The organism is Mycobacterium sp. D16R24, assembly GCF_002013385.1.
GTDB lineage: Bacteria > Actinomycetota > Actinomycetes > Mycobacteriales > Mycobacteriaceae > Mycobacterium.
This window is the reverse complement of record NZ_MAEV01000008.1, coordinates 65,121-84,522: the sequence shown is the minus strand read 5'-3', so window position 1 is coordinate 84,522 and position 19,402 is coordinate 65,121. Positions and strand designations below refer to the sequence as shown.

Here is a 19,402-nt window from a genome sequence, read left to right as displayed (position 1 = left end):
TTTCATGATGGCTAAGTTTTTTGAGCTGCCTTCTGTCGGAATGATCAGCCTTCTCGTCAATGTAGCCAGCGCAATTCGAAGTATTTCGGCTGGCGCTGCCATTCGTGAGCAAACAGAGTAGGGTTATCGATATGTGGCGCGAACTATTGGGGTTGGCATTTTTGATGTCACTCAATCCGGTGCTGCTCGGCCTGATTTTGGTGGTCATCTCGCGGCCTCGGCCGGTGCAAAACCTCTTGGCCTTCTGGGTTGGCGCGCTGATGGTGAATGTGCCGTCCTTTGTGATCGCGCTTTTCGCCTTGCATATGGTGCCGAGTTTCGCGTCTTTCGCGAAGAACCTTGCGACCGCGGACCCGGGCTCGTCCGTCAAGCCGCTCCAACTGGGAACCGGCGTGCTGTGCATCGCGCTGGCCGTTGTCATCGCGGTGCGTCTTCGGTCGCGTAAGCGAGAGAATCAGCCTGTGGCCGCCGGCGCGGGTGGGGATTCGTCGGTTTTGGTACTAGATCCGGAGACTCCGACGGCCGAACCCCCGTCGGTTGGCCGCATCAGGGGTGCGGTCGCCGTGGTGGTGGCGAAGTTTCGACGCCTTTTCCATCATGGCAAGGGTGCCTGGGAGAACGGTGCGCTGTGGGTCGCGCTGGTGCTCGGCATCGGATACATGCCTCCGCCTCCGCTGGTTCTCCTGGTCGACACCATCGTTGTCGGGTCGGGAACCGCGCTGGGCACGCAGGTTCTCGCTGCCGTTGTTTTCGTCTTCGCGATGCTTGCCGTTTTCGAGGTAGCGCTCGTCAGCTACGTGATCGCTCCGGCGAGAACCCAGGCGATACTCGAACCGATTCACAACTGGGCACTCGCCCACCGGCAAGTAGTGCTGCTCGTCCTTTTCGCGGTGGTCGGGATCTGGCAAGTGCTGACCGGTGTAGGCATCGTCTAGCCGGTCAACTGCCCCGGAACGTTTTTCGGTAGTGGGTGGGACTCATGCCGAACCCACGGCGTAGGTGGTGCCGCAGATTCGCCGCCGAGCCGAGGCCCGACCGCCGGGCCGCCCCGTCCACGGCAAGATCGTGTGATTCCAGGAGTGTCCGGGCGCATTCGACACGCTGCTGCCGCATCCAATCGCCGGTCTCGTCGCGGAAACGTCGATTGAAGGTCCGCACGCTCATCCGGGAATGGTCGGCCAATTGCCGCACCGTCAACGGTTCGGTGAGGTTCTCCAGGGCCCAGCTGCGGGCGGATGCCGTTGAATCCCCGGTGTATTCGGGGAGTGGCCGGTCGATGAATTGCGCCCTCCCGCCATGGCGGCACCACGCAATACCGGGCCACATCGTTGGCCGCCGCCGTGTCGTGGTCTTGTCGAATAATGTGCAAGCACAAGTCGATTCCCGAGGCCAGTCCCGCCGATGTCAGAACGTCGCCGTCGTCGACGAACAAGACCGTCTCATCGAGCACCACGCGTGGGTACAGCCCACGAAAATCGTCCGCCTTGTGCCAATGGGTGGTGGCGCGACGGTCGTCGGGCAGTCCCGCGGCACCGAGCACAAAGGCTCCGATGCAGATGTAGACGATGCGGGTACCCGGCCTGATGGTGTCGAGCGCGGCGCGGAGGTCCTCGGCCAGCTCGCCGCGAAGCCGCGCCGGCGGGTACTGGGTACCGGGGACGATGACGGTGTCGGCACGGTGCAGCGCGGCAGTCCCCTCCTGTGGTGTGATCGCATACCCCGAGGTAGTCATGACGGGCGAACAGGACAACCCGCAGGTTATGACGTGGTAGCGGTCGGCACCGGCCTGGCCGAACATCACTGGCCAGCTCATCTGCCTGCCGTTGGTGGCGGTGGTGAGTGATGCCCATGGCTGGCGGTGGGCCTCGGTGATGGTGGCTGCGTCGGCGGTATCCGTGGTTCCGCTGGTCGTGTTGTTCATGCGAAACCGACCTGCCGATAAGGGAGTTGGCCCGTTTGGTGCAGAGACCGACGAATCGGGCGCTGCATCCGGGGGTTTCGGTGCGGCGTTCGAAGGGGCTGCTCATCGGAGCGCGGCAACCCGTCTTCTGGTTACTGGCAGGCAGTTTCGCGATCTGCGGAATGACCACCAACGGATTGATCGGCACCCACTTCATCCCCGCGGCGCACGACCACGGGATGCCGACCACCATGGCCGCAAGCCTGCTGGCACTGATCGGCGTCTTCGACGTCGCGGGGACGGTGTTTTCCGGATGGCTCACCGACCGGATCGATGCGCGCGTTCTGTTGGGTATCTACTACTTTGGGCGCGGTCTTTCGCTGATGCTGCCCACCTTGCTTTCTCCTCGCGCTGAGCCCTCTACATGGGTGTTCATCATCTTCTACGGATTGGATTGGGTGGCCACCGTGCCGCCGACCATTGCGCTGTGCCGTAACTATTTTGGTGAACGCACACCCGTGGTGTTCGGAGGGGTCTTCGCCTCGCATCAGATCGGGGCGGCCATCGCGGCAGCGGGTGCTGGATGGCTACGTGACCAGCAGGGCAACTAGGACAACGCATTCCGGCTCGCCGCCGGGCTCTGCGTCATCGCGGCGGTGATGTGCCTCTCGGTGCGCGAGCGATCGTCAGCTGATGAGCATGTCGAGGTAGATCAAGTTGACGGCAATGTGAATGGCGATCGGAGCCCAGATGTTTCGATACCGGCTCCATAGATAGCCCTGCATCACGCCGAACGTTCCTTGGACGGCCACGATCGTCGCGAGGTCGACTGCCACTGTGTTGACCTGCACGTGTGAAGCGATATGCATCGCGGCGAAGAGCACCGACGACGTAGCGATGGCCGGCCAACGGCCAACCAGTGATTCCAGCCGGGTCTGCAGGTACCCGTGGTAGAACACTTCCTCGAGCACGCTCGCCGTCAGCAGTGTGATTAGCGAGGCTACGGCGATGGTGAGGGGATCAGGCAGACTTGCCAGGGGGATGGCGGGCGGTGCGAGGGGGCCGAGTCGAGCCAACACGATCCATGCGACAACCGGGATGATTGGCGCCAGCAGGCGGGTGCGGTCCAGCCGGGCAGCCCACCGCGCCTTCGGCTCCTGCGGCACACCGCCACGGAAGATACGGAAGGCCAGCAGCGGAACTACGAGGAACATCAGCACCTTGATCGGGCTGTACACGGCATCCCGCGGTATCCCGGTCGCCGCTGCCGCGACGACGAGGGCGGGGAACGCGAGGGCGGCACCCACCAGCACCCACACTTCGCGGGTGAGGCGCTCTGGACCGATGTCGGCGAGCGGGTCGATCGCCGGCAGGCGCACGGGCACCAGGCGGGTGAGCAGCAGCACGATCAGTGACGAGGTCAACGGCTTCCACAGCGGATAGGGCTCGGCGGCCTCGTCCGAGGAGAACCTGACCACGGTGTGCCCAGTGATCACGAGCCCGCCGATGGCGATCGTGAACAACAGAACGGCGGTCGCGAGCAGAGCGCGGGCGACCCTGCTGTCGGGGCCCTGCCGGGTGGTTACCACCAGGCGATCGTATGGTCCGACAAGAGGATTGTGGGCGGCCATTCCTCGAGCGTTGTGAGATCGATTGGGTGCCAATCGAATGCGCCATGACACGCCGTCGATGCTTGGCCCGTTTCGGTTATGGGACCATGGCTTTCGGGAATGCGCGGCTGACGCGCTCTCTGTCGTGCCGGAAGCCGGCGCGGCCTCGCGAAAGGACCGCCCCGTGAGTGTGGAAGCCAGCATTGGCCTCGACAAAGACATGATGCCCGTGCCCCATGCGCATCCCCACGTCTACGAGGGCCGTTGGCCCGTTCGGATCGCCGACGTCGACTCCGGCGGGCGTTTGCGGCTGGACGGGGCCGCCCGGCATATCCAGGACATTGGGCAGGACCACCTGCGCGGCGTGGAGGCCGAGGAGACCCACCCGCACTGGGTCGTCCGCCGCACCATGATCGACGTGATCAAGCCCATTGAGTTCCGGGAGGCCCTGTGGCTGCGCCGTTGGTGCTCGGCGACGTCCAATCGGTGGTGCCAGATGCGGGTGCGGCTCGACGGTCGCGACGGGGGACTGGTGGAGTCCGAGGCATTCTGGATTCACGTCAGCCGTGAGACCCAGGGGCCGGCCCGTATCGAAGACGACTTCCTGGCCACCGTCGCGTCCACCACGGATGTGGACCGGTTGCGGTGGAAGCCCTACAACAAGCCCGGAAGCCGGGAGACCGCGACCGATATCCGGGACTTCCCGGTGCGGTTTACCGATATGGATCTGTTCGACCACATGAACAACTCCGTTTACTGGAGCATCGTGGAGGATCACCTCTCGCGGAATCCCGACCTGCTGTCGGGCCCCTATCGAGTGAGCCTCGAACATGACTCCGCGGTTTCGCTGGGGGACAAGCTTGAGATCATCACCAACGTCTACGAGGACGGAACCGAGCTCGGCGTCCCCGGTCGCAGTGTTACAACGCTCACATATGTCGTTGGCGACGAGGTGAAGGCTCTCGCCTCGATATTCGCTCGATAACTAGACACAGCGTCGGTTGTTTAACAGTACGAGCGTTCTGAACAGGGGATTGTTGGTTACCGGTCGGTAGCAACAGTACGGGCGTACGATTAGCCGCTTCGCAAGGTTAGCAATAGCTCGTTAATCCCTAGCGAAAATTGGCATTGGGAACGGGTGGACCTGCGCATATGGTCTGTGCCATCGTCGTAACAGTCAACGCAGTGAACGTGCCTGGGCGTTAACAATCTGTCTGCGACAGCCAAACGTCAGGGCAAGTAACTCAGGGTCATAGCAAGGAGTACCAATGTCGAACGTCGGAAAGCCGCGCACCGCGGCCGAAATCCAGCAGGACTGGGACACCAACCCCCGCTGGAAGGGCATCACCCGCGACTACACCGCCGCCCAGGTCGAGGAGCTGCAGGGCAGCGTCGTCGAGGAGAACACCCTGGCCCGCCGTGGCGCGGAAATCCTGTGGGAAGGCGTCACCAAGGGTGACGGCTCCTACATCAACGCGCTGGGCGCGCTGACCGGCAACATGGCCGTGCAGCAGGTCCGTGCCGGCCTCAAGGCCATCTACCTGTCCGGCTGGCAGGTCGCCGGTGACGCCAACCTCTCCGGTCACACCTACCCGGACCAGAGCCTGTACCCGGCCAACTCGGTGCCGGCCGTTGTTCGCCGCATCAACAACGCGCTGCTGCGCGCCGACGAGATCGCCCGTGTCGAGGGTGACACCAGCGTCGACAACTGGCTGGTGCCTATCGTCGCCGACGGCGAGGCCGGCTTCGGTGGCGCGCTGAACGTCTACGAGCTGCAGAAGGCCATGATCGCCGCGGGTGCCGCCGGTACCCACTGGGAAGACCAGCTGGCCTCCGAGAAGAAGTGCGGCCACCTCGGTGGCAAGGTGCTGATCCCCACCCAGCAGCACGTCCGCACCCTGACCTCGGCGCGCCTGGCCGCCGACGTCGCGAACACCCCGACCGTCGTCATCGCGCGTACCGATGCCGAGGCCGCCACCCTCATCACCTCCGATGTGGACGAGCGTGACCAGCCCTTCGTCACCGGTGAGCGCACCGCCGAGGGCTTCTACAACGTGCAGAAGGGCATCGAGCCCTGTATCGCGCGTGCCAAGGCTTACGCCCCGTACGCCGACCTCATCTGGATGGAGACCGGCGTGCCGGACCTCGCGGTCGCCCGCAAGTTCGCGGAAGCCGTCAAGGCCGAGTTCCCGGACCAGCTGCTGTCCTACAACTGCAGCCCGTCCTTCAACTGGAAGCAAGCCCTGGACGACTCCACCATCGCCAAGTTCCAAAAGGAGCTGGGTGCCATGGGCTTCACGTTCCAGTTCATCACCCTGGCGGGCTTCCACGCGCTCAACTACTCGATGTTCGACCTGGCCTACGGCTACGCCCGCGAGGGCATGACGGCCTACGTCGACCTGCAGGAGCGCGAGTTCGCGGCCGAGGCCCGTGGTTACACCGCCACCAAGCACCAGCGTGAGGTCGGCGCCGGTTACTTCGATCGGATCGCCACCACGGTGGACCCGAACACCTCGACCGCGGCGCTGAAGGGCTCGACCGAAGAGGGTCAGTTCCACTAAGTCACGCCCGCTTTAGCCGGGCAATGCGCCCACGTCAAGACTCTCGGTGTGACCCACTGAGTTGACAGCACAGGCCCCGCCCACGTATCCCGTTGGGCGGGGCCTGTGTGCTGGAAAGCCAAAACTAACAACGATGTTCAGGGAGTAGTACGAAGATGACGGATGCAATCACGCGCGTAGGAGTTATCGGCGCTGGACAGATGGGTGCGGGTATCGCCGAGGTATCGGCACGTGCCGGTGTCGACGTGCTGGTCTTCGAGACCACCGAGGAGCTTGCGAAGGCGGGGTCCGCCCGCATCGTCAAGTCGCTGGACCGCGGCGTCTCTGCCGGGAAGATCACCGAGCGTGAGCGCGATGCCGCCGTCGCCAACCTGAAGTTCACCACCGACCTGGCCGACTTCTCCGATCGCCAGCTCGTCATCGAGGCCGTCATCGAGGACGAGTCCATCAAGGCCTCGATCTTCGCCAAGCTCGACGAGGTGATCACCGATCCCGACGCGGTTCTCGCGTCCAACACTTCCAGCATCCCGATCATGAAAATCGCTGCCGCAACCAAAAACCCGGGGCGCGTGCTGGGACTGCACTTCTTCAACCCGGTGCCCGTGCTGCCGCTCGTCGAGCTGATCTCGACGCTGGTGACTACGCCCGACGCGGCCGCGCGCACGGAGGCCTTCGCGAGTGAGGTGCTGGGCAAGCAGGTCGTGCGTGCCGCCGACCGCTCCGGCTTCGTGGTCAACTTCCTGCTGGTTCCGTACTTGCTGGCGGCCATCCGGATGGCCGAATCCGGTTTTGCCACAGTCGAAGACATCGACAAGGCTGTCGTGGCCGGACTTTCGCACCCGATGGGCCCGCTGCGGCTGTCGGACCTCGTCGGTCTCGACACCCTGAAGCTCATCGCCGACTCGATGTACGACGAATACAAGGAGCCGCTGTACGCGGCCCCGCCGCTGTTGCTCCGGATGGTCGAGGCCGGGCGCCTCGGCAAGAAGAGCGGTGTCGGGTTCTACGAGTACAAGGCCAAGTAAAGCCACCCAACCGCACGAGGGCACGCCGGACGCACAAATCTCAGCCCGATTGTGTGCGCACGGCGTGCCCTCGCAGTGTTTGGCGATAGCGTCGCTTGATGGTTAGGGACGGGCGCACAGTCTGCGCACAGCTTCCACATAGGGGATGCATAGCCCGTTCGAGAGAATTGGTGAGTGGTCATGTCAGGTGGAACGGGTTCACGTGCGGGTGTAGGACCTCCGATGTCCCGCTTCGACGGAAGTGCGATCAGGGTGCTTGTCGTCGATGACGAAGAATCTCTGGCGGAGCTGATCTCGATGGCATTGCGGTACGAAGGTTGGGACATTGCCACTGCTGCCGACGGAATGACAGCGATCACCGCCGCCCGTGAATTCACCCCAGATGTGGTGGTGCTGGACGTCATGTTGCCGGACATGAGCGGTCTGGAGGTGCTGGGCAGGTTGCGTGCCATGTACCCGGGTATGCCCGTGCTCCTACTAACAGCCAAGGACGCCGTGGAAGACCGGATCGCCGGACTTTCGGCGGGCGGTGACGACTACGTGACCAAGCCGTTCAGTTTGGAAGAGGTGGTACTGCGCCTGCGAGCGCTGTTGAGGCGCACGGGGATCACTTCTGATTCGGCCGACGCGCGGATCATTGTCGGCGACCTTGTCCTCGACGAAGACAGCCACGAAGTTAGTCGTGCGGGCGAATCAATTGCCTTGACGGCTAAAGAGTTTGAGTTGCTGCGGTTCATGATGAGCAATGCCAAACGGGTGCTGAGCAAGGGCCAGATCCTGGATCACGTGTGGAGCTACGACTTCGGCGGTCGGTCCAACATCGTCGAGCTGTATGTGTCGTACCTGCGTAAGAAGATCGATACCGGCCGTGAGCCGATGATCCACACCCTTCGGGGTGCCGGGTATGTCCTGAAACCTATTCACTGACATGGTCTTACAATTTCGCGGGCCATCGGCATGGTCGTTGCGCGCTCGGCTGCTGGCGGTGCAGGTCACGCTACTGGCCCTCGTGTGTATCGGTATCGGCGCGGGGAGCATGCTCGCGACCAGCCGGTTCCTGATTGAACAGCTTGATGAGCAAGTACGTGATGCCAGCTTCAGGTCGGTGACCTTGTTCGACCTCGGCCCGCCGCCGCCGATGCCGGGCGTCCCGCGGCTGGCTGGACCGGGCCCGATCTTCCTGGACGCGCCTGGCCAATCCACGGGAACGGTGGGCGCCGTCCTCAGAGACGGACGAGCGGCCGAGGCTGCTGTGATCACCATAACTGGTGCTCGACAAAGGCTTACGGAAACCGCATCCCGGCAGTTGTCCACGGTCGGCGAGGACGGATGCACCACCGTGGAGCTGGATGGCCTGGGCAGGTATCGACTCACTCGTGCGATCGCAGAGGACGGAACGGCAATCGTCACCGGATTACCGGCCTCCGGGGTGGACAGCACCCTGCTGTCACTCTTCGCGATCTTCTGTGTGGTGGGTGCAGTGGCGCTGACCGCCGCCGTCGTCGCCGGTATTGTTGTCGTGCGTCGCCAACTGGCGCCCCTGTCGGATGTGGCCGGCGCGGCACTCATGGTGGCGGACATGCCCTTGGAGCGAGGTGAGGTCAATCTGCCCTCGCCCATCGTTTCGGTGTCTCCTGCCCAAGTGCATACGGAGATAGGCAAACTTGGCACGGCCTTGAACCGCATGCTCGAACGGATCGCGGACGCGCTGTCAGCGCGGCACGCAAGTGAGACCCGCGTGCGCCAGTTCGTCGCCGACGCAAGCCACGAGCTGCGCACTCCGTTGGCAGCGATCAGCGGTTACACCGAACTGGCGCAACGCAACAGTGATCAGGTGCCGGCCGACGTGGCCCATGCGATGGGTCGGGTGGCGTCAGAGGCCGCCCGCATGACCGAGCTTGTCGGCGATCTGTTGTTGTTGGCTAGGCTGGACTCTGGCCGTCCACTCGAACAAGCACCGGTGGATCTTTCACAGTTGACGGTCGATGCCGTTAGTGACGCGCATATCGCCGCACCGGAACACAATTGGTTGATCGACCTGCCCGATGAGCCCGTGGTTCTTGTCGGCGATCAGGCTCGGTTGCATCAGGTCATAGCTAATCTGCTGTCCAATTCTCGAATTCACACTCCGCCGGGAACAGCGATCACCGTAGGCCTGGTGATTGAGGAAGATCAGCTCAGGCTCACGGTGCGCGACGACGGTCCGGGCATACCTGCTGGACAGCAATCGGAGATCTTCGAGCGATTCGCCCGCGGCGACACCTCCCGGTCACGCCGGGGCGGCAGTACAGGCCTGGGGTTGGCGATCGCGGCGGCCGTCGTCAAGGCGCACCACGGCTCGATCAGCGTGCGTAGTGCACCGGGTGACACTGCGTTCGTAGTGACGCTGCCCGCCGCCATGGCCTAGCATCCGGGCCTCAGAACGGTGAGTGCCCCAGTAGTGGAACGAGTCCCGGCAAGGGTAGGTGCGGCGGCGGCCACGGCGGCGATCGCGGCCGATACACAGGCCATCGTGCCCACTAGGACGACGCGATGGACGATGTGTCTTCTTCGCGTGGGCGGAGACCTCGCTCTGTTGTGAAATATGTTCTTCGATAACAATCTTTTGACGGGACTGTGGTCGGCGGCTAGTTCCGAGACATGAGGCGGCTATGAGTTCCTGGGCATTGGGGGGGATCCGCGTTCATAGCGCGCGCACAGGCTGCCCATAGTGTTCGCCCATCGGCTCCTCAGACAATCTGGGCATGGTTGATACCGTCCGCGCCCCGGACCTGAAATCGCCAGCCGATATGCCGATTACGAGGCACGGCCGCGGGCGATTTGCACTGCTGCTTGTTGCCACGGCGGCCGCCTGGATGTACGGCCTGAGCAGGAATGGGTGGGCGAATGCTTATTACTCGGCAGCAGTGCAGGCCGGTACTCAGAGCTGGAAGGCATTCCTGTTCGGGTCCGCCGACGGCGGTAATGCGATCACGGTCGACAAGCCCCCGGCGTCATTGTGGCCCATGGAGATATCCGCACGGATCTTCGGCGTCAACACCTGGTCCATTCAGATTCCCCAGGTTCTAATCGGCGTCGCCTCGGTAGCGCTGCTGTATGTGGCCGTGCGGAAACACTTCGGGCCCTCCGCCGGCCTGATTGCGGGTACGGCGCTCGCGCTAACCCCGGTGGCCACACTGATGTTCCGTTTCAACAACCCCGACGCGTTGCTGGTGTTCCTGCTCATCGCAGCGGTATGGGCTCTGGCGCAGGCGTTGGAGGACGGGCGGACACGCTGGATTGTGTTGTGCGGCATCTTTATTGGATTTGGCTTCCTCACCAAACAGTTGCAGGTCATGCTGATCGTGCCAACGCTGGGACTGACCTATTTGATCTGCGGGCCGGCTCGATGGGGCACTCGTGCCATGCAGCTGGTGGCTGGGTTGGCGGCGATGGTCGGTGCTGCCGGCTGGTGGGTGTTGCTGGTGGAACTCACCCCCGCGGCCGGGCGCCCGTATGTAGGTGGTTCTAGGGACAACAGCTTCCTGAATTTGACCTTCGGGTACAACGGGCTGGATCGCCTGCGCGGTGGTGACTTCGGGAATCTGCCGACACCGCCCTCTGGGATGGCGGGTGCGCCACCATTTGGTGGAGAAGTTGGGTGGGCACGGTTGTTCAATGCCGTTTCAGGAGGCCAGAGCTCATGGCTCATTCCCGCTGCGCTGGTCTTCCTGGTGGTGGGACTGGTGCTGCGCCGAGGGGCCGGTCGCGCCGACACCATGCGGAGTCACTACTTGTTGTGGGGCGGCTGGTTGCTCACAACGGGTGTCGTATTCAGCTTCATGAGCGGGATCTATCACGACTACTACACCGTGGCACTTGCCCCGGCGATCGCCGCACTGACCGGTATCGGAGTGGCACATCTCTGGCAATACCGGGATAGGCGATGGATTACCTATGTCCTTGCCGCCACTGTTGCAGGCACCGGATTGTGGTCGTGGGTGCTGTTGAGTCGCACACCAGATTTCGTTCCGGCATTGCGGTGGATTGTCCTGGCGGCCGGGATCTTCGCAGCGCTGGCGATGGTCCTGCATGTGGCGCGGCCTCTGACAGCCGAACTTCAGAGGGGCATCACGTATGCCGCGGTGATCGGTGCCGTCATTGCCGGAGGCGCCGGACCGTTCGCCTACTCGCTGCAGACGTTGGTCACTGCGCATACTGGCGGCATTGTCACCGCAGGGCCCTCCAGCGGAGGTAGGCAAGGCCCGCCGATCCCGGGGCCGAGCGGGATGCCTGCTGGTCCGCCTCAGCAGCAACCTGTTACTGCCAAAATTGTTGCGCAGCTGTTAGACAACGCGGGCAGCTATACCTGGGCGGCTGCCGCGAAGGGCTCGATGGATGCGGCTCCCTATCAACTGGCCAGTGATCGTCCGGTGATACCGCTTGGCGGATTCGGATCCGGTGATCCTTCGCCCACGCTCGAACAGTTCCAGCAGTACGTGGCGAAGCGTCAGGTGCACTATTTCATTGTCCCCACACATGACGGATCCCCGGGCTTCCCGCCGGGAGCGGACAAGCGTGGTGAACCGACCGAGGCTGACAAGATCACCGACTGGATCACCGGGAGATTCAAGGAGATCAGCATCGACGGCGTCACTCTCTATGATTTGACCGCCACCACGTGAGCCTCTGGCATCACCTGGCGAAATCGCCTGGAGAATAGTCATTCTCGCGAACTCAACTCCTAGTTTCGATCGCACAGCGTGCACATAGTTATCACCAAGGCTGTTCATGAACTTCGTCGTTAGCGTGCGTCATCGGTGGGTCTAGAGGATTCACCAGATTGAGAAGGAGTCAAAGTGAACCTTAAGAAAGTGCTCAGCGGCGCCGTCGTGGTGAGTGGAATAGGCATGGGTGCCTTGGGTGTTGGTGTCGTCGTTGCCTCCGCGGAGCCTCCTCCGCCGATCCCGGGCCCTGGTGTTCCCGGCCCGGGAGTGCCTCCTCCACCAAGCAACCGGGGACCGGGCCTGCCTGTGCCCAACGGTCTTGGCCCGGCTGTTCCGCCGCCGCCTGGTGGCCCGTTCATCCCGTAGGCACACCCGCGAGCATGTGGCCGGCACTTGCGTCGGCCACATGCTCGTCTTCAATGGTCTGTTGCGGCCAGATGGGAACCTTAAGGGGCTAGTCCTCGCAGTATTGTCTCGACAATCTGCACGATGAGGTTCTCGTCTACCGGTTGTCGGGTCAGCAACGCCCGAAAATGTAGAGGTGCCACCAATATTTCGACCACCAGTGACGGGTTGACAGCCGCAGCCAGCTCGCGGCGCTGGATCGCTCTGTCGATCAGGACTTGCGCCGCTTCGTTCCGGATCTGCCAAAACCTTTGGCGCCCTTCGGATAATTCGGGGTCATCTCCGGCCACGGCCATTGTTCGGGCTAGCGTGGCACCGAGGGGAGTGGCTAGGTAAGCGGCAAGCAAGCGGGCGAATTCGATGAGGTCTTCACGCAGTGTGCCCGTGTCGGGAATGGGCAGTTTCTGCTGACTGCGGTCCAACAATGCATCGAGCATGACGTTTTCGGCAGTGCCCCAACGTCGTTGAACAGACGTGGCATGAACATCTGCTCTCCGGGCGATTTCGCTGATCGTGACGCCGCCGGCCCCTAGCTCGGCTATCGCCTCTAGCGCTGCGTTCAGAACCGCGGCGCGAACGCGCGCGGAACGGCCGCCAGGGCGGCGCTGCACCTCGTGCGGAATCTCATTTTCGGGGGGAGTCACCCCCGCCAGCGTAATGCAGATCTATTGCGTTAATGAAATGATGCGCCTACCGTGCAACTAACGCAGATTAATTGCATTACTGTCGACTGGACGGGAAAGATCATGGACTCACTAAAGTCCCAGGTCAAGCGTGTACTCGTGAGTACGATGGCGCTCACCGGCACCACAGAGTACGCGGCACGTCGATTCGGAACCGCGCCGTTCCTGCCGGCGTTGTTCGTCGACAGATTCACCCACCTCGGCGGAATCGAACCTGCGGTGTTCAGTGCGCAACTGGCTGCCTGCCGGTCGTTCGACGACGAGCGCTGAGCAGACCGGCAGGCTCAGTGAACTCCTCGCGCCGGCGGTAGAAATCCTTGCCGATCGAGGGGCGATCGCGCCGCCGGGCGCCGTATCCGAATTCTCTCTTCGGTTCCCCGAATCGCACTCTGCTGCAGTTGTTTTGGATGCGCTTGTCAAGGCCATGGTGTATGAATTCGCGGCAGCCTGGCCTGGGTGGACCCCAGGCAGACTCCGGGCCTACGAAACCTCCCACCGCCTATGCGAGATCGTCCTTACCGCGCTCGCTCCGGCGATGGGGCTGGCTATCGAGACGGTGCGAATCCCATGCGGTGACGACGATGAAGTGCGTGGTTATCTGGTTGCGCCGGAGGGCGCGGACCACCTGCCGACCGTCCTGATCACCAATGGACTGGAAGGCTCACTGGCCGAAATCACTTTGCCTCTGCTGAAGTACCGCGACGAGGGAATGGCCTACTTCATCATGGAGATGCCGGGCACGTATCACTACCGCCAACCCTTGACGGCGCAGTCCGAGCAGGTCTATTCCGCGGTGATTGATTATCTCGCTGCCCACAATCGGGTGGACGGGGAGCGAATTGGGATGCTGGGCGTCAGCTTTGGTGCCTACTGGGCAACGCGTATGGCAGCGGTCGAGCCGCGGCTGCGTGCCGCCATCGCAAATGGCGCTCCAGCCGACAGAAGCCTTGCGCCCACGGGTTCTCTTGGCGTCCCCGAAGTCATCGTGTCCACCATTCAACGGACGATCGGGGCCGACGGCCTGGTGGGCATGATGGGGAAGCTGAAGCAGCTGACGCTACGGGATCATCTGCCGCGCATCACAATTCCCCTTTTGGTCATCAACGGCGCCAAGGACACGCTGGTGAGGGTGGAAGATTCCGTTGACATCGCGACCTACGCGCCGAATGTGCAACTGGTGCTTTATGCGGACGATGACCACTGCGCCATGAAGAACGCCGACGCGTGGTTCGGTCTAGCAGTCCGGTTCCTCCGGGAGCAGCTGGCCACGCCGGTGTCGCCATAGCGGAGATGGTGCTCGCGGGCGCCGCCCCACACCAGGGTTGTTAGCGAAAGCCACTACTTTTAGCCCCTGGAAATGTCAGTATGCCCATTTCTCTTGACCAAGATCGCCAGGGGTGGTTAATTCAGACAGCAAAGTGACACGCCCCGGTATTCGCGAGCGAGGGGTTCGGGGCGCTCACTTGCTAGACCCGGGCGAATTCGCCCGCAGTACTCCACGCTTCGCGCTCGGCAGCGTATGCCGCGTGTTGGAGGCCACGGAACTCACCTATTGACGTCGCATTGTGGGCGAGGAATGCCGAGTACTCCGCCATGGAGAACTCACCCTCGGTGATCCTGACACCGCCGGTGCCGCGTCCGGTGGCAAGCTCATCACGCAGCTCAAGAAGCTCTTCGGCGCCCACCGGGTACCAGCTGATTTGGTCAAAGAATCGCAGCAGCCAGGGTGTTCCGGGTTCGAAAGTGCCGGCGTTTTCCGGATGCCGATGGTTCCAGACCTGCACGGTCCGTCCGACCAGTTGGTATCCCCCGGGACCCTCCATGCCGTAGATGCACAGGTACGCCCCGCCGATGCCGACCGCGTTCTCCGGCGTCCAGGTGCGTGCGGGGTTGTACTTGGTGGTGACGAGCCGATGCCGGGGATCGACCGGGGTCGCCACGGGCGCTCCCAGGTACACGTCACCCAGACCGAGTACCAGATACGAGGCGTCGTAGACCGTGCGGTACACCTCGTCAACAGTGTCCAAGCCATTGATACGCCTGATGAATTCGATGTTCCAGGGCATCCATGGGGCATCGGCGCGCACACCCAGGCGATACCGTTCCATGGCCTCGCGGGCAGAGGGATCGTCCCAGGAAAGGGGCATGGCCACCCGGCGGCTGGGCACGACGAGCTCGCTGGAAGCGGGAAGGTGCTCGTCGATATCGTCCAGTAGTCCCAGCACCTTGCCCATGGGCAGCCTGTCGGGATCGAAGTGCACCTGTAGCGACCGGATGCCCGGCGTCAGATCGACGATGCCGGAGGTATGGGTGTCCTCTAGTCGTTGGTGTAACGCGTGGACGCGCGCACGGAGCGCCAAATCCAATGTGAGGTCGCCGTATTCAACCAGAATGTTGTCGTCGCCGCTGCGGCGGTAAGTCATAGCGGGCGCGTCGTCGCGGGCCTGCCGATATGCGAGCACGCCGTCGTCGCCGTCGCCGTGGGTGGAGAACACCGAGGGCCAGTGCCCGCGGCGATCGATACCGATCGAGCGCAGCGAGGCGCTGCGAGAGGCTTCGATTCGGATGAATCGCAGAGTGTCGCCCGCGCGCAGCTGGCCCAGCTTCCACCGGTCGGCCGAGACCACCGTAACCGGGCAGACGAACCCGCCCAGGCTGGGCCCGTCGGGGCCCAGCAAGATCGGAGTGTCGCCGGTAAAATCCAGAGCTCCAATCGAATACGCGTTGTCGTGGATGTTCGACGGATGTAGCCCCGCCTCGCCCCCGTCGGTGCGTGCCCACTGCGGTTTGGGTCCGATGAGGCGCACTCCGGTGCGATCGGAATTGAAGTGGACCTCGTAGTCCGTCGATAACAGTTCGTCGATATCACTGCGGGTGAAGAACTCGGGCGCGCCATGCGGTCCCTCGGTGACTGCGAGCTCCCAATGGTGACCGATCGCCGGTTGTGCCGCGCCGGGAATGCATTGTGGCTCGGTGCCATCGGAATCACTCAGCATGAGGGTGTCTCCGGCGGCCAACGCACGTCCCTCCGGACCGCCAAACCCGCCGAGAGTGAAGGTGGCTGCGCTGCCCAGGAATTGGGGAACTTCGATGCCGCCGGCGATCAGCACGTAGATCCGCATCCCGGTGTCTGCGGCGGCGCCCACGGCGAGCGTGCCATCAGCGGGAACGGTGACGGCCCGCCACTGCGGGACCGGCCGCCCGTTGACGGTGACCAGTGCGGGTGCACCGGTCACACAGACGAGGGTCGCTTCGGTGAAATGCAGTGTGGGACCGGCGAGTGTCGCCTCCAGCCCCGGGGCGCCCTCGGGGTTGCCGACGGCCCGATTGCCCAGCCGGAACGACAGGTCGTCCATCGGTCCGGATGGGGGCACGCCCACCTGCCAGTACCCGGTGCGCCCCGGCCAGTCTTGCACCGTGGTCAGCATGCCGGGCGCCGTGACTGAGACGGTGCTCATGCGCTTTCCACCATCATCCGCACCGGAGTGGGATCGAATCCGTTGCACGGATTGTTGATCTGCGGGCAGTTCGACACCAGCACCAGGGTGTCGATCTCGGCCCGGAGCCTGATCTTCTTACCCGGCGCGGAGAGACCGTCGACGATACCGAGGGTCCCGTCCGCGTCTACCGGGACATTCATATAGAAGTTGATGTTAGACACCAGGTCTCGCTTGCCGAGGCCCCATTTGGCGCCTTCGATCAGGAAGTTCTCGACACATGCGTGTTGGTGCTTGGTGTGGTGTCCGTAGCGCAGGGTGTTCGATTCCTGGGAACAGGCGCCGCCGATGGTGTCGTGGCTGCCCACCTCGTCCTCGACGATCGTCATCAGCGCGCTGCCGTCCTCGGCGCGCAGTACGGTTCCGTTGCGCAGGAACAGATTGCCCTGCGCCGCGATGGTGGCCTGCGCCGAGTAGCGCACCGAGGTATCGGCCGCCGAATACAGCAGGGTGTCGACTGCCTGGTTGCCCTTCAGGTCGATGATGGTCAACACATCTCCCGCCGCGACCACGGCGCTCCAGGGTGCGCGTGCGGGTACTACCTCGTCGAGAACCGTGCTTGTCACAGGGAATCTCCATTCTGTGCCGCGGCCCAGGCGTCTTCTGTATTGAGTACGGCGCGCTGATATTCCGGGTCTTTGTTGGGCAGGTCGACCAGCTCGTCGAGCGCGGACCAGGCCAGCACCTGGACGGGTCCGGTGTCAAAGGTGTCCGAGGGATCGAGGGGATGCGCGGTGTTCACCAGCAGGGCGATCACCGGCAGGTGGATCAGTAGATCCACCGCGGCCCCCGGGCCCGCGGTGCCGGCGCTGTGCAACGTACCGTCCGCCTCGGCGCGTATGCCGTGGAAGAGCGACACCGACGGACCGATATCGCGCGAGGCGAGGCCATGCTTGGCCGCGGCCAGCGTGAACAGCTCGCGTCCGGCCGGGCTCGCGGAATAGAGTTCGCCCGCACCGTATTTGGCGGTGTTTGCGGTCAACGTGGTGGTTCCGCAGAAGGTGTCGTGATGTCCGGAACTGTCGGCGACGATGGTTGCCAGCACCCGGCCCTGATCCGAAAGCAGCGGATGTCCGGTGCCGAGATACGCCTGCCACGGAACCTTGACGGTGTCGGCGACGTTCAGTCGTTCCCATGGGGCGTCGGCACGCAGCAGCACCACACTCACGCACGCGGAGCCGGTGACGTCGGTGAGTCGCAGCCGGGTGCCGCGACTAAGCACCTTGCTGGCATACCGGCCTCCGGGGATGGTCTCGGCCCAGGTGAGCGTCAGTGGATCGACGTCATCGGGGGCCCAGGGCCAGTTGGAAGCGGGGAGCACCGGCATGGTGTCGGTGATCTGGCTGGCTTGCGAGCGGGCGTGATCTCGCGCTCCCTTGGTGGTCGCGGTCGTCATCAGGAGATCTCCTTGGTGGTGGAGTCGGTGTGCCGGGGATAGGCGAAGATCCCGGCGATGAGCGCCGCGGCGATGCAGATGGGGGCTATCCACACCAGATAGGGGTGTGCTCCGGTGGGGTCGAAGACTGCCGACCGGGGCCAGGACAGATTGAGGACCATGAAGGCTCCATAGCCGACGGCGAGGATGTTGATCGGGAGGCCGAATCGCCCGAGCGAGAAGAGCTTGCGCCCGTCGGCATCTGTCTGCCCCACGTTGGCGTCCCACTTGCTTCCGCCGATCCCTAAGCGGCGCAACAACAACGGTGTGGTGACCATCAGGTAGGCGAGGTAGATCAGGGCGATGCACACGCTGCACAGGCTGGTAAACAGTGCGGCGTTGCCGAAGTTGACCACCAGGATCAAGACACAGCAGACCCCGACGACTACGGCAGGTGCGATCGGTGTGCCGGTGCGCGGGTTCACATGCGAGAGCACCCTGGAGAACGGCAGCTTGCCGTCGCGAGCCATCGAGAACATCAGCCGAGAGGCCGCCGTCTGGATGGCGAGGGTGCAGACGAACACAGCGATCGCGACGTCGACGAGCAGCAGGGTGCCGAACGGGGAGGCCAGCTTGCTGTCCAATACATAAGGAAGGCCGCCGGTGGCGAGCTGACCGTCGGTGAGGCTGGGGGCGGCCATCAGCGCTCCCAGGATCATCAGCGCCCCGCCGATCGCCGACACCACGATCGCGGACAAGATGGTGCGCGGGGCAACCCGGCGCGGATTACGGGTCTCTTCGGCGAGCTCGCTGGCCGACCCGAATCCGACGAGTACGTAGGCGGCCATAAGCCCTGCTGCCAGGAACGCCCACGGATATCCGCTGCCGGCGTCACCGGTGTGCAGCACCACGCTTGGGCCGCGCTCGGCGCTGGCGAAGAGCATGCCGACCACGGCGATCACGCCGACGATTTCGCAGGTGACACCGATGGAGTTGATCCGGGACATCCAGTTGACGCCGACGGCGTTGATGGCGGTGGTCACGACCAGCAGCAGCGATCCCAACAGCACGGCGTTCGACGCGCCGCTGACACTGGTCAGCGAGGAGTCGGTGCCGACCAGCTGAAATCCGCTCCAGACCGTGGGCAGCACCACCTGCAGCGCGATCGCGGCCGCGGACGCGGTAACGATCTGGGCGATGATCATGAACCAGCCGGCGAACCAGCCCACGACAGCTCCACCGAGTCGGCGGGACCATTGATAGATGGCGCCGGAGATCGGATAACGCGCGGCGAGCTCGGCGAAGTTCAGCGCCACCATGTACTGCCCGGCGAAGACGATCGGCCAGGTCCAGAAGAAGGCCGGGCCGCCGAAGCTGAACCCGAAGGCGAACAGCTGGAAGATCGTCGTCAGGATCGAGACGAATGAGAATCCTGCCGCGAAGGACGCGAATTTGCCAAGGCTTCGGTGCAGCTGCGGTTTATAGCCGAACGCGGCAAGGTCATCGGAGTCTGAACCGGCGATGCTCGCCGCGGACCGGGCCGCGGATTGGGTGGCCGTCGAGGCGTTCATGGGCACTCCCTGGTCGGTCCTCGGGCAACATGTTTTATGCCCTGTGTGGTCGGAAAAACCCACGTCTAT

General features: G+C 63.5%; 16 protein-coding genes and 2 pseudogenes. 11 read left to right on the top strand and 7 right to left on the bottom strand.

Annotated features, from left to right (window positions below):
* Positions 1-131 precede the first annotated feature (131 nt).
* Complete coding sequence (locus B4383_RS07000; protein ID WP_078290310.1) at positions 132-935, top strand: GAP family protein; 804 nt, start codon at positions 132-134, stop codon at positions 933-935.
* A gap of 4 nt (positions 936-939) precedes the next feature.
* Here B4383_RS07000 and B4383_RS06995 read toward each other — a convergent pair.
* Positions 940-1,771: pseudogene (locus B4383_RS06995) on the bottom strand (helix-turn-helix domain-containing protein); the annotation flags it as partial.
* Between the two features lie 22 nt (positions 1,772-1,793).
* On the opposite strand from B4383_RS06995, the pseudogene B4383_RS06990 reads away from it, so the two are divergent.
* A pseudogene (locus B4383_RS06990) lies at positions 1,794-2,673 on the top strand (MFS transporter); the annotation flags it as partial.
* Here the strand turns inward: B4383_RS06990 and B4383_RS06985 are convergent.
* Entirely contained in the window at positions 2,587-3,489 is a 903-nt protein-coding gene (locus tag B4383_RS06985) for a type II CAAX endopeptidase family protein (protein ID WP_176126559.1), read from the bottom strand. The pseudogene B4383_RS06990 and the gene B4383_RS06985 sit on opposite strands and share 87 nt — an antisense overlap.
* 223 nt (positions 3,490-3,712) lie before the next feature.
* Between B4383_RS06985 and B4383_RS06980 the strand changes: the two genes are divergently transcribed.
* From B4383_RS06980 to B4383_RS06950, 7 genes are all read left to right on the top strand, one after another.
* Positions 3,713-4,495 carry an acyl-[acyl-carrier-protein] thioesterase gene (locus B4383_RS06980; protein WP_078290383.1) on the top strand — a complete coding sequence of 261 codons (783 nt, stop codon included), beginning with the start codon at positions 3,713-3,715 and terminating at the stop codon, positions 4,493-4,495.
* Between the two features lie 283 nt (positions 4,496-4,778).
* On the top strand, positions 4,779-6,071 hold the full coding sequence (gene aceA / locus B4383_RS06975; protein ID WP_078290312.1) for an isocitrate lyase: 1,293 nt from the start codon (positions 4,779-4,781) through the stop codon (positions 6,069-6,071).
* A gap of 155 nt (positions 6,072-6,226) precedes the next feature.
* Complete coding sequence (locus B4383_RS06970; protein ID WP_078290313.1) at positions 6,227-7,096, top strand: 3-hydroxybutyryl-CoA dehydrogenase; 870 nt, start codon at positions 6,227-6,229, stop codon at positions 7,094-7,096.
* 222 nt (positions 7,097-7,318) lie between these two features.
* Entirely contained in the window at positions 7,319-8,023 is a 705-nt protein-coding gene (locus tag B4383_RS06965; RefSeq protein ID WP_078290314.1) for a response regulator transcription factor, read from the top strand.
* 1 nt (position 8,024) lies between these two features.
* Positions 8,025-9,503: an ATP-binding protein gene (locus tag B4383_RS06960; RefSeq protein ID WP_078290315.1), complete on the top strand. Its 1,479-nt coding sequence runs from the start codon at positions 8,025-8,027 to the stop codon at positions 9,501-9,503.
* Positions 9,504-9,840: 337 nt separating this feature from the next.
* A complete protein-coding gene (locus B4383_RS06955) occupies positions 9,841-11,760 on the top strand; it encodes a glycosyltransferase family 39 protein (protein WP_078290316.1) in 1,920 nt (639 codons plus the stop codon).
* Between the two features lie 174 nt (positions 11,761-11,934).
* Positions 11,935-12,168 carry a hypothetical protein gene (locus B4383_RS06950; protein WP_078290317.1) on the top strand — a complete coding sequence of 78 codons (234 nt, stop codon included), beginning with the start codon at positions 11,935-11,937 and terminating at the stop codon, positions 12,166-12,168.
* An 80-nt stretch (positions 12,169-12,248) separates the two neighbouring features.
* On the opposite strand, the gene B4383_RS06945 is transcribed toward B4383_RS06950, so the two are convergent.
* Positions 12,249-12,851 carry a TetR/AcrR family transcriptional regulator C-terminal ligand-binding domain-containing protein gene (locus B4383_RS06945; protein ID WP_078290318.1) on the bottom strand — a complete coding sequence of 201 codons (603 nt, stop codon included), beginning with the start codon at positions 12,849-12,851 and terminating at the stop codon, positions 12,249-12,251.
* A gap of 138 nt (positions 12,852-12,989) precedes the next feature.
* Between B4383_RS06945 and B4383_RS27060 the strand changes: the two genes are divergently transcribed.
* Both B4383_RS27060 and B4383_RS06940 read left to right on the top strand, forming a co-directional pair.
* Positions 12,990-13,160: a hypothetical protein gene (locus tag B4383_RS27060; protein ID WP_286143788.1), complete on the top strand. Its 171-nt coding sequence runs from the start codon at positions 12,990-12,992 to the stop codon at positions 13,158-13,160.
* Entirely contained in the window at positions 13,117-14,175 is a 1,059-nt protein-coding gene (locus tag B4383_RS06940) for an alpha/beta hydrolase (protein WP_286143789.1), read from the top strand. The genes B4383_RS27060 and B4383_RS06940 overlap by 44 nt, the downstream gene beginning before the upstream one ends.
* A 181-nt stretch (positions 14,176-14,356) precedes the next feature.
* Here the strand turns inward: B4383_RS06940 and B4383_RS06935 are convergent, their stop codons facing one another.
* The 4 genes from B4383_RS06935 to B4383_RS06920 are packed head-to-tail and all read right to left on the bottom strand — an operon-like array spanning position 14,357 to position 19,333.
* A complete protein-coding gene (locus tag B4383_RS06935) occupies positions 14,357-16,348 on the bottom strand; it encodes a 5-oxoprolinase/urea amidolyase family protein (protein ID WP_078290319.1) in 1,992 nt (663 codons plus the stop codon).
* On the bottom strand, positions 16,345-16,953 hold the full coding sequence (locus B4383_RS06930; RefSeq protein ID WP_078290320.1) for an urea amidolyase associated protein UAAP2: 609 nt from the start codon (positions 16,951-16,953) through the stop codon (positions 16,345-16,347). Before B4383_RS06930 ends, B4383_RS06935 begins: the two co-directional genes overlap by 4 nt.
* On the bottom strand, positions 16,950-17,783 hold the full coding sequence (locus B4383_RS06925; RefSeq protein ID WP_078290321.1) for an urea amidolyase associated protein UAAP1: 834 nt from the start codon (positions 17,781-17,783) through the stop codon (positions 16,950-16,952). Before B4383_RS06925 ends, B4383_RS06930 begins: the two co-directional genes overlap by 4 nt.
* A complete protein-coding gene (locus tag B4383_RS06920; protein WP_078290322.1) occupies positions 17,783-19,333 on the bottom strand; it encodes an amino acid permease in 1,551 nt (516 codons plus the stop codon). The genes B4383_RS06925 and B4383_RS06920 overlap by 1 nt, the downstream gene beginning before the upstream one ends.
* Positions 19,334-19,402 lie beyond the last annotated feature (69 nt).

What these genes read in the sequence shown, in the direction of transcription:
- B4383_RS06955 (WP_078290316.1), top strand. Translation starts at nt 9,841, where the DNA reads ATGGTTGATACCGTCCGCGCCCCGGACCTGAAATCGCCAGCCGATATG.
- B4383_RS06960 (WP_078290315.1), top strand. Translation starts at nt 8,025, where the DNA reads ATGGTCTTACAATTTCGCGGGCCATCGGCATGGTCGTTGCGCGCTCGG.
- aceA (WP_078290312.1), top strand. Translation starts at nt 4,779, where the DNA reads ATGTCGAACGTCGGAAAGCCGCGCACCGCGGCCGAAATCCAGCAGGAC.
- B4383_RS06935 (WP_078290319.1), bottom strand. Translation starts at nt 16,348, where the DNA reads ATGAGCACCGTCTCAGTCACGGCGCCCGGCATGCTGACCACGGTGCAA.
- B4383_RS07000 (WP_078290310.1), top strand. Translation starts at nt 132, where the DNA reads ATGTGGCGCGAACTATTGGGGTTGGCATTTTTGATGTCACTCAATCCG.
- B4383_RS06920 (WP_078290322.1), bottom strand. Translation starts at nt 19,333, where the DNA reads ATGAACGCCTCGACGGCCACCCAATCCGCGGCCCGGTCCGCGGCGAGC.
- B4383_RS06970 (WP_078290313.1), top strand. Translation starts at nt 6,227, where the DNA reads ATGACGGATGCAATCACGCGCGTAGGAGTTATCGGCGCTGGACAGATG.
- B4383_RS06925 (WP_078290321.1), bottom strand. Translation starts at nt 17,783, where the DNA reads ATGACGACCGCGACCACCAAGGGAGCGCGAGATCACGCCCGCTCGCAA.
- B4383_RS06965 (WP_078290314.1), top strand. Translation starts at nt 7,319, where the DNA reads ATGTCCCGCTTCGACGGAAGTGCGATCAGGGTGCTTGTCGTCGATGAC.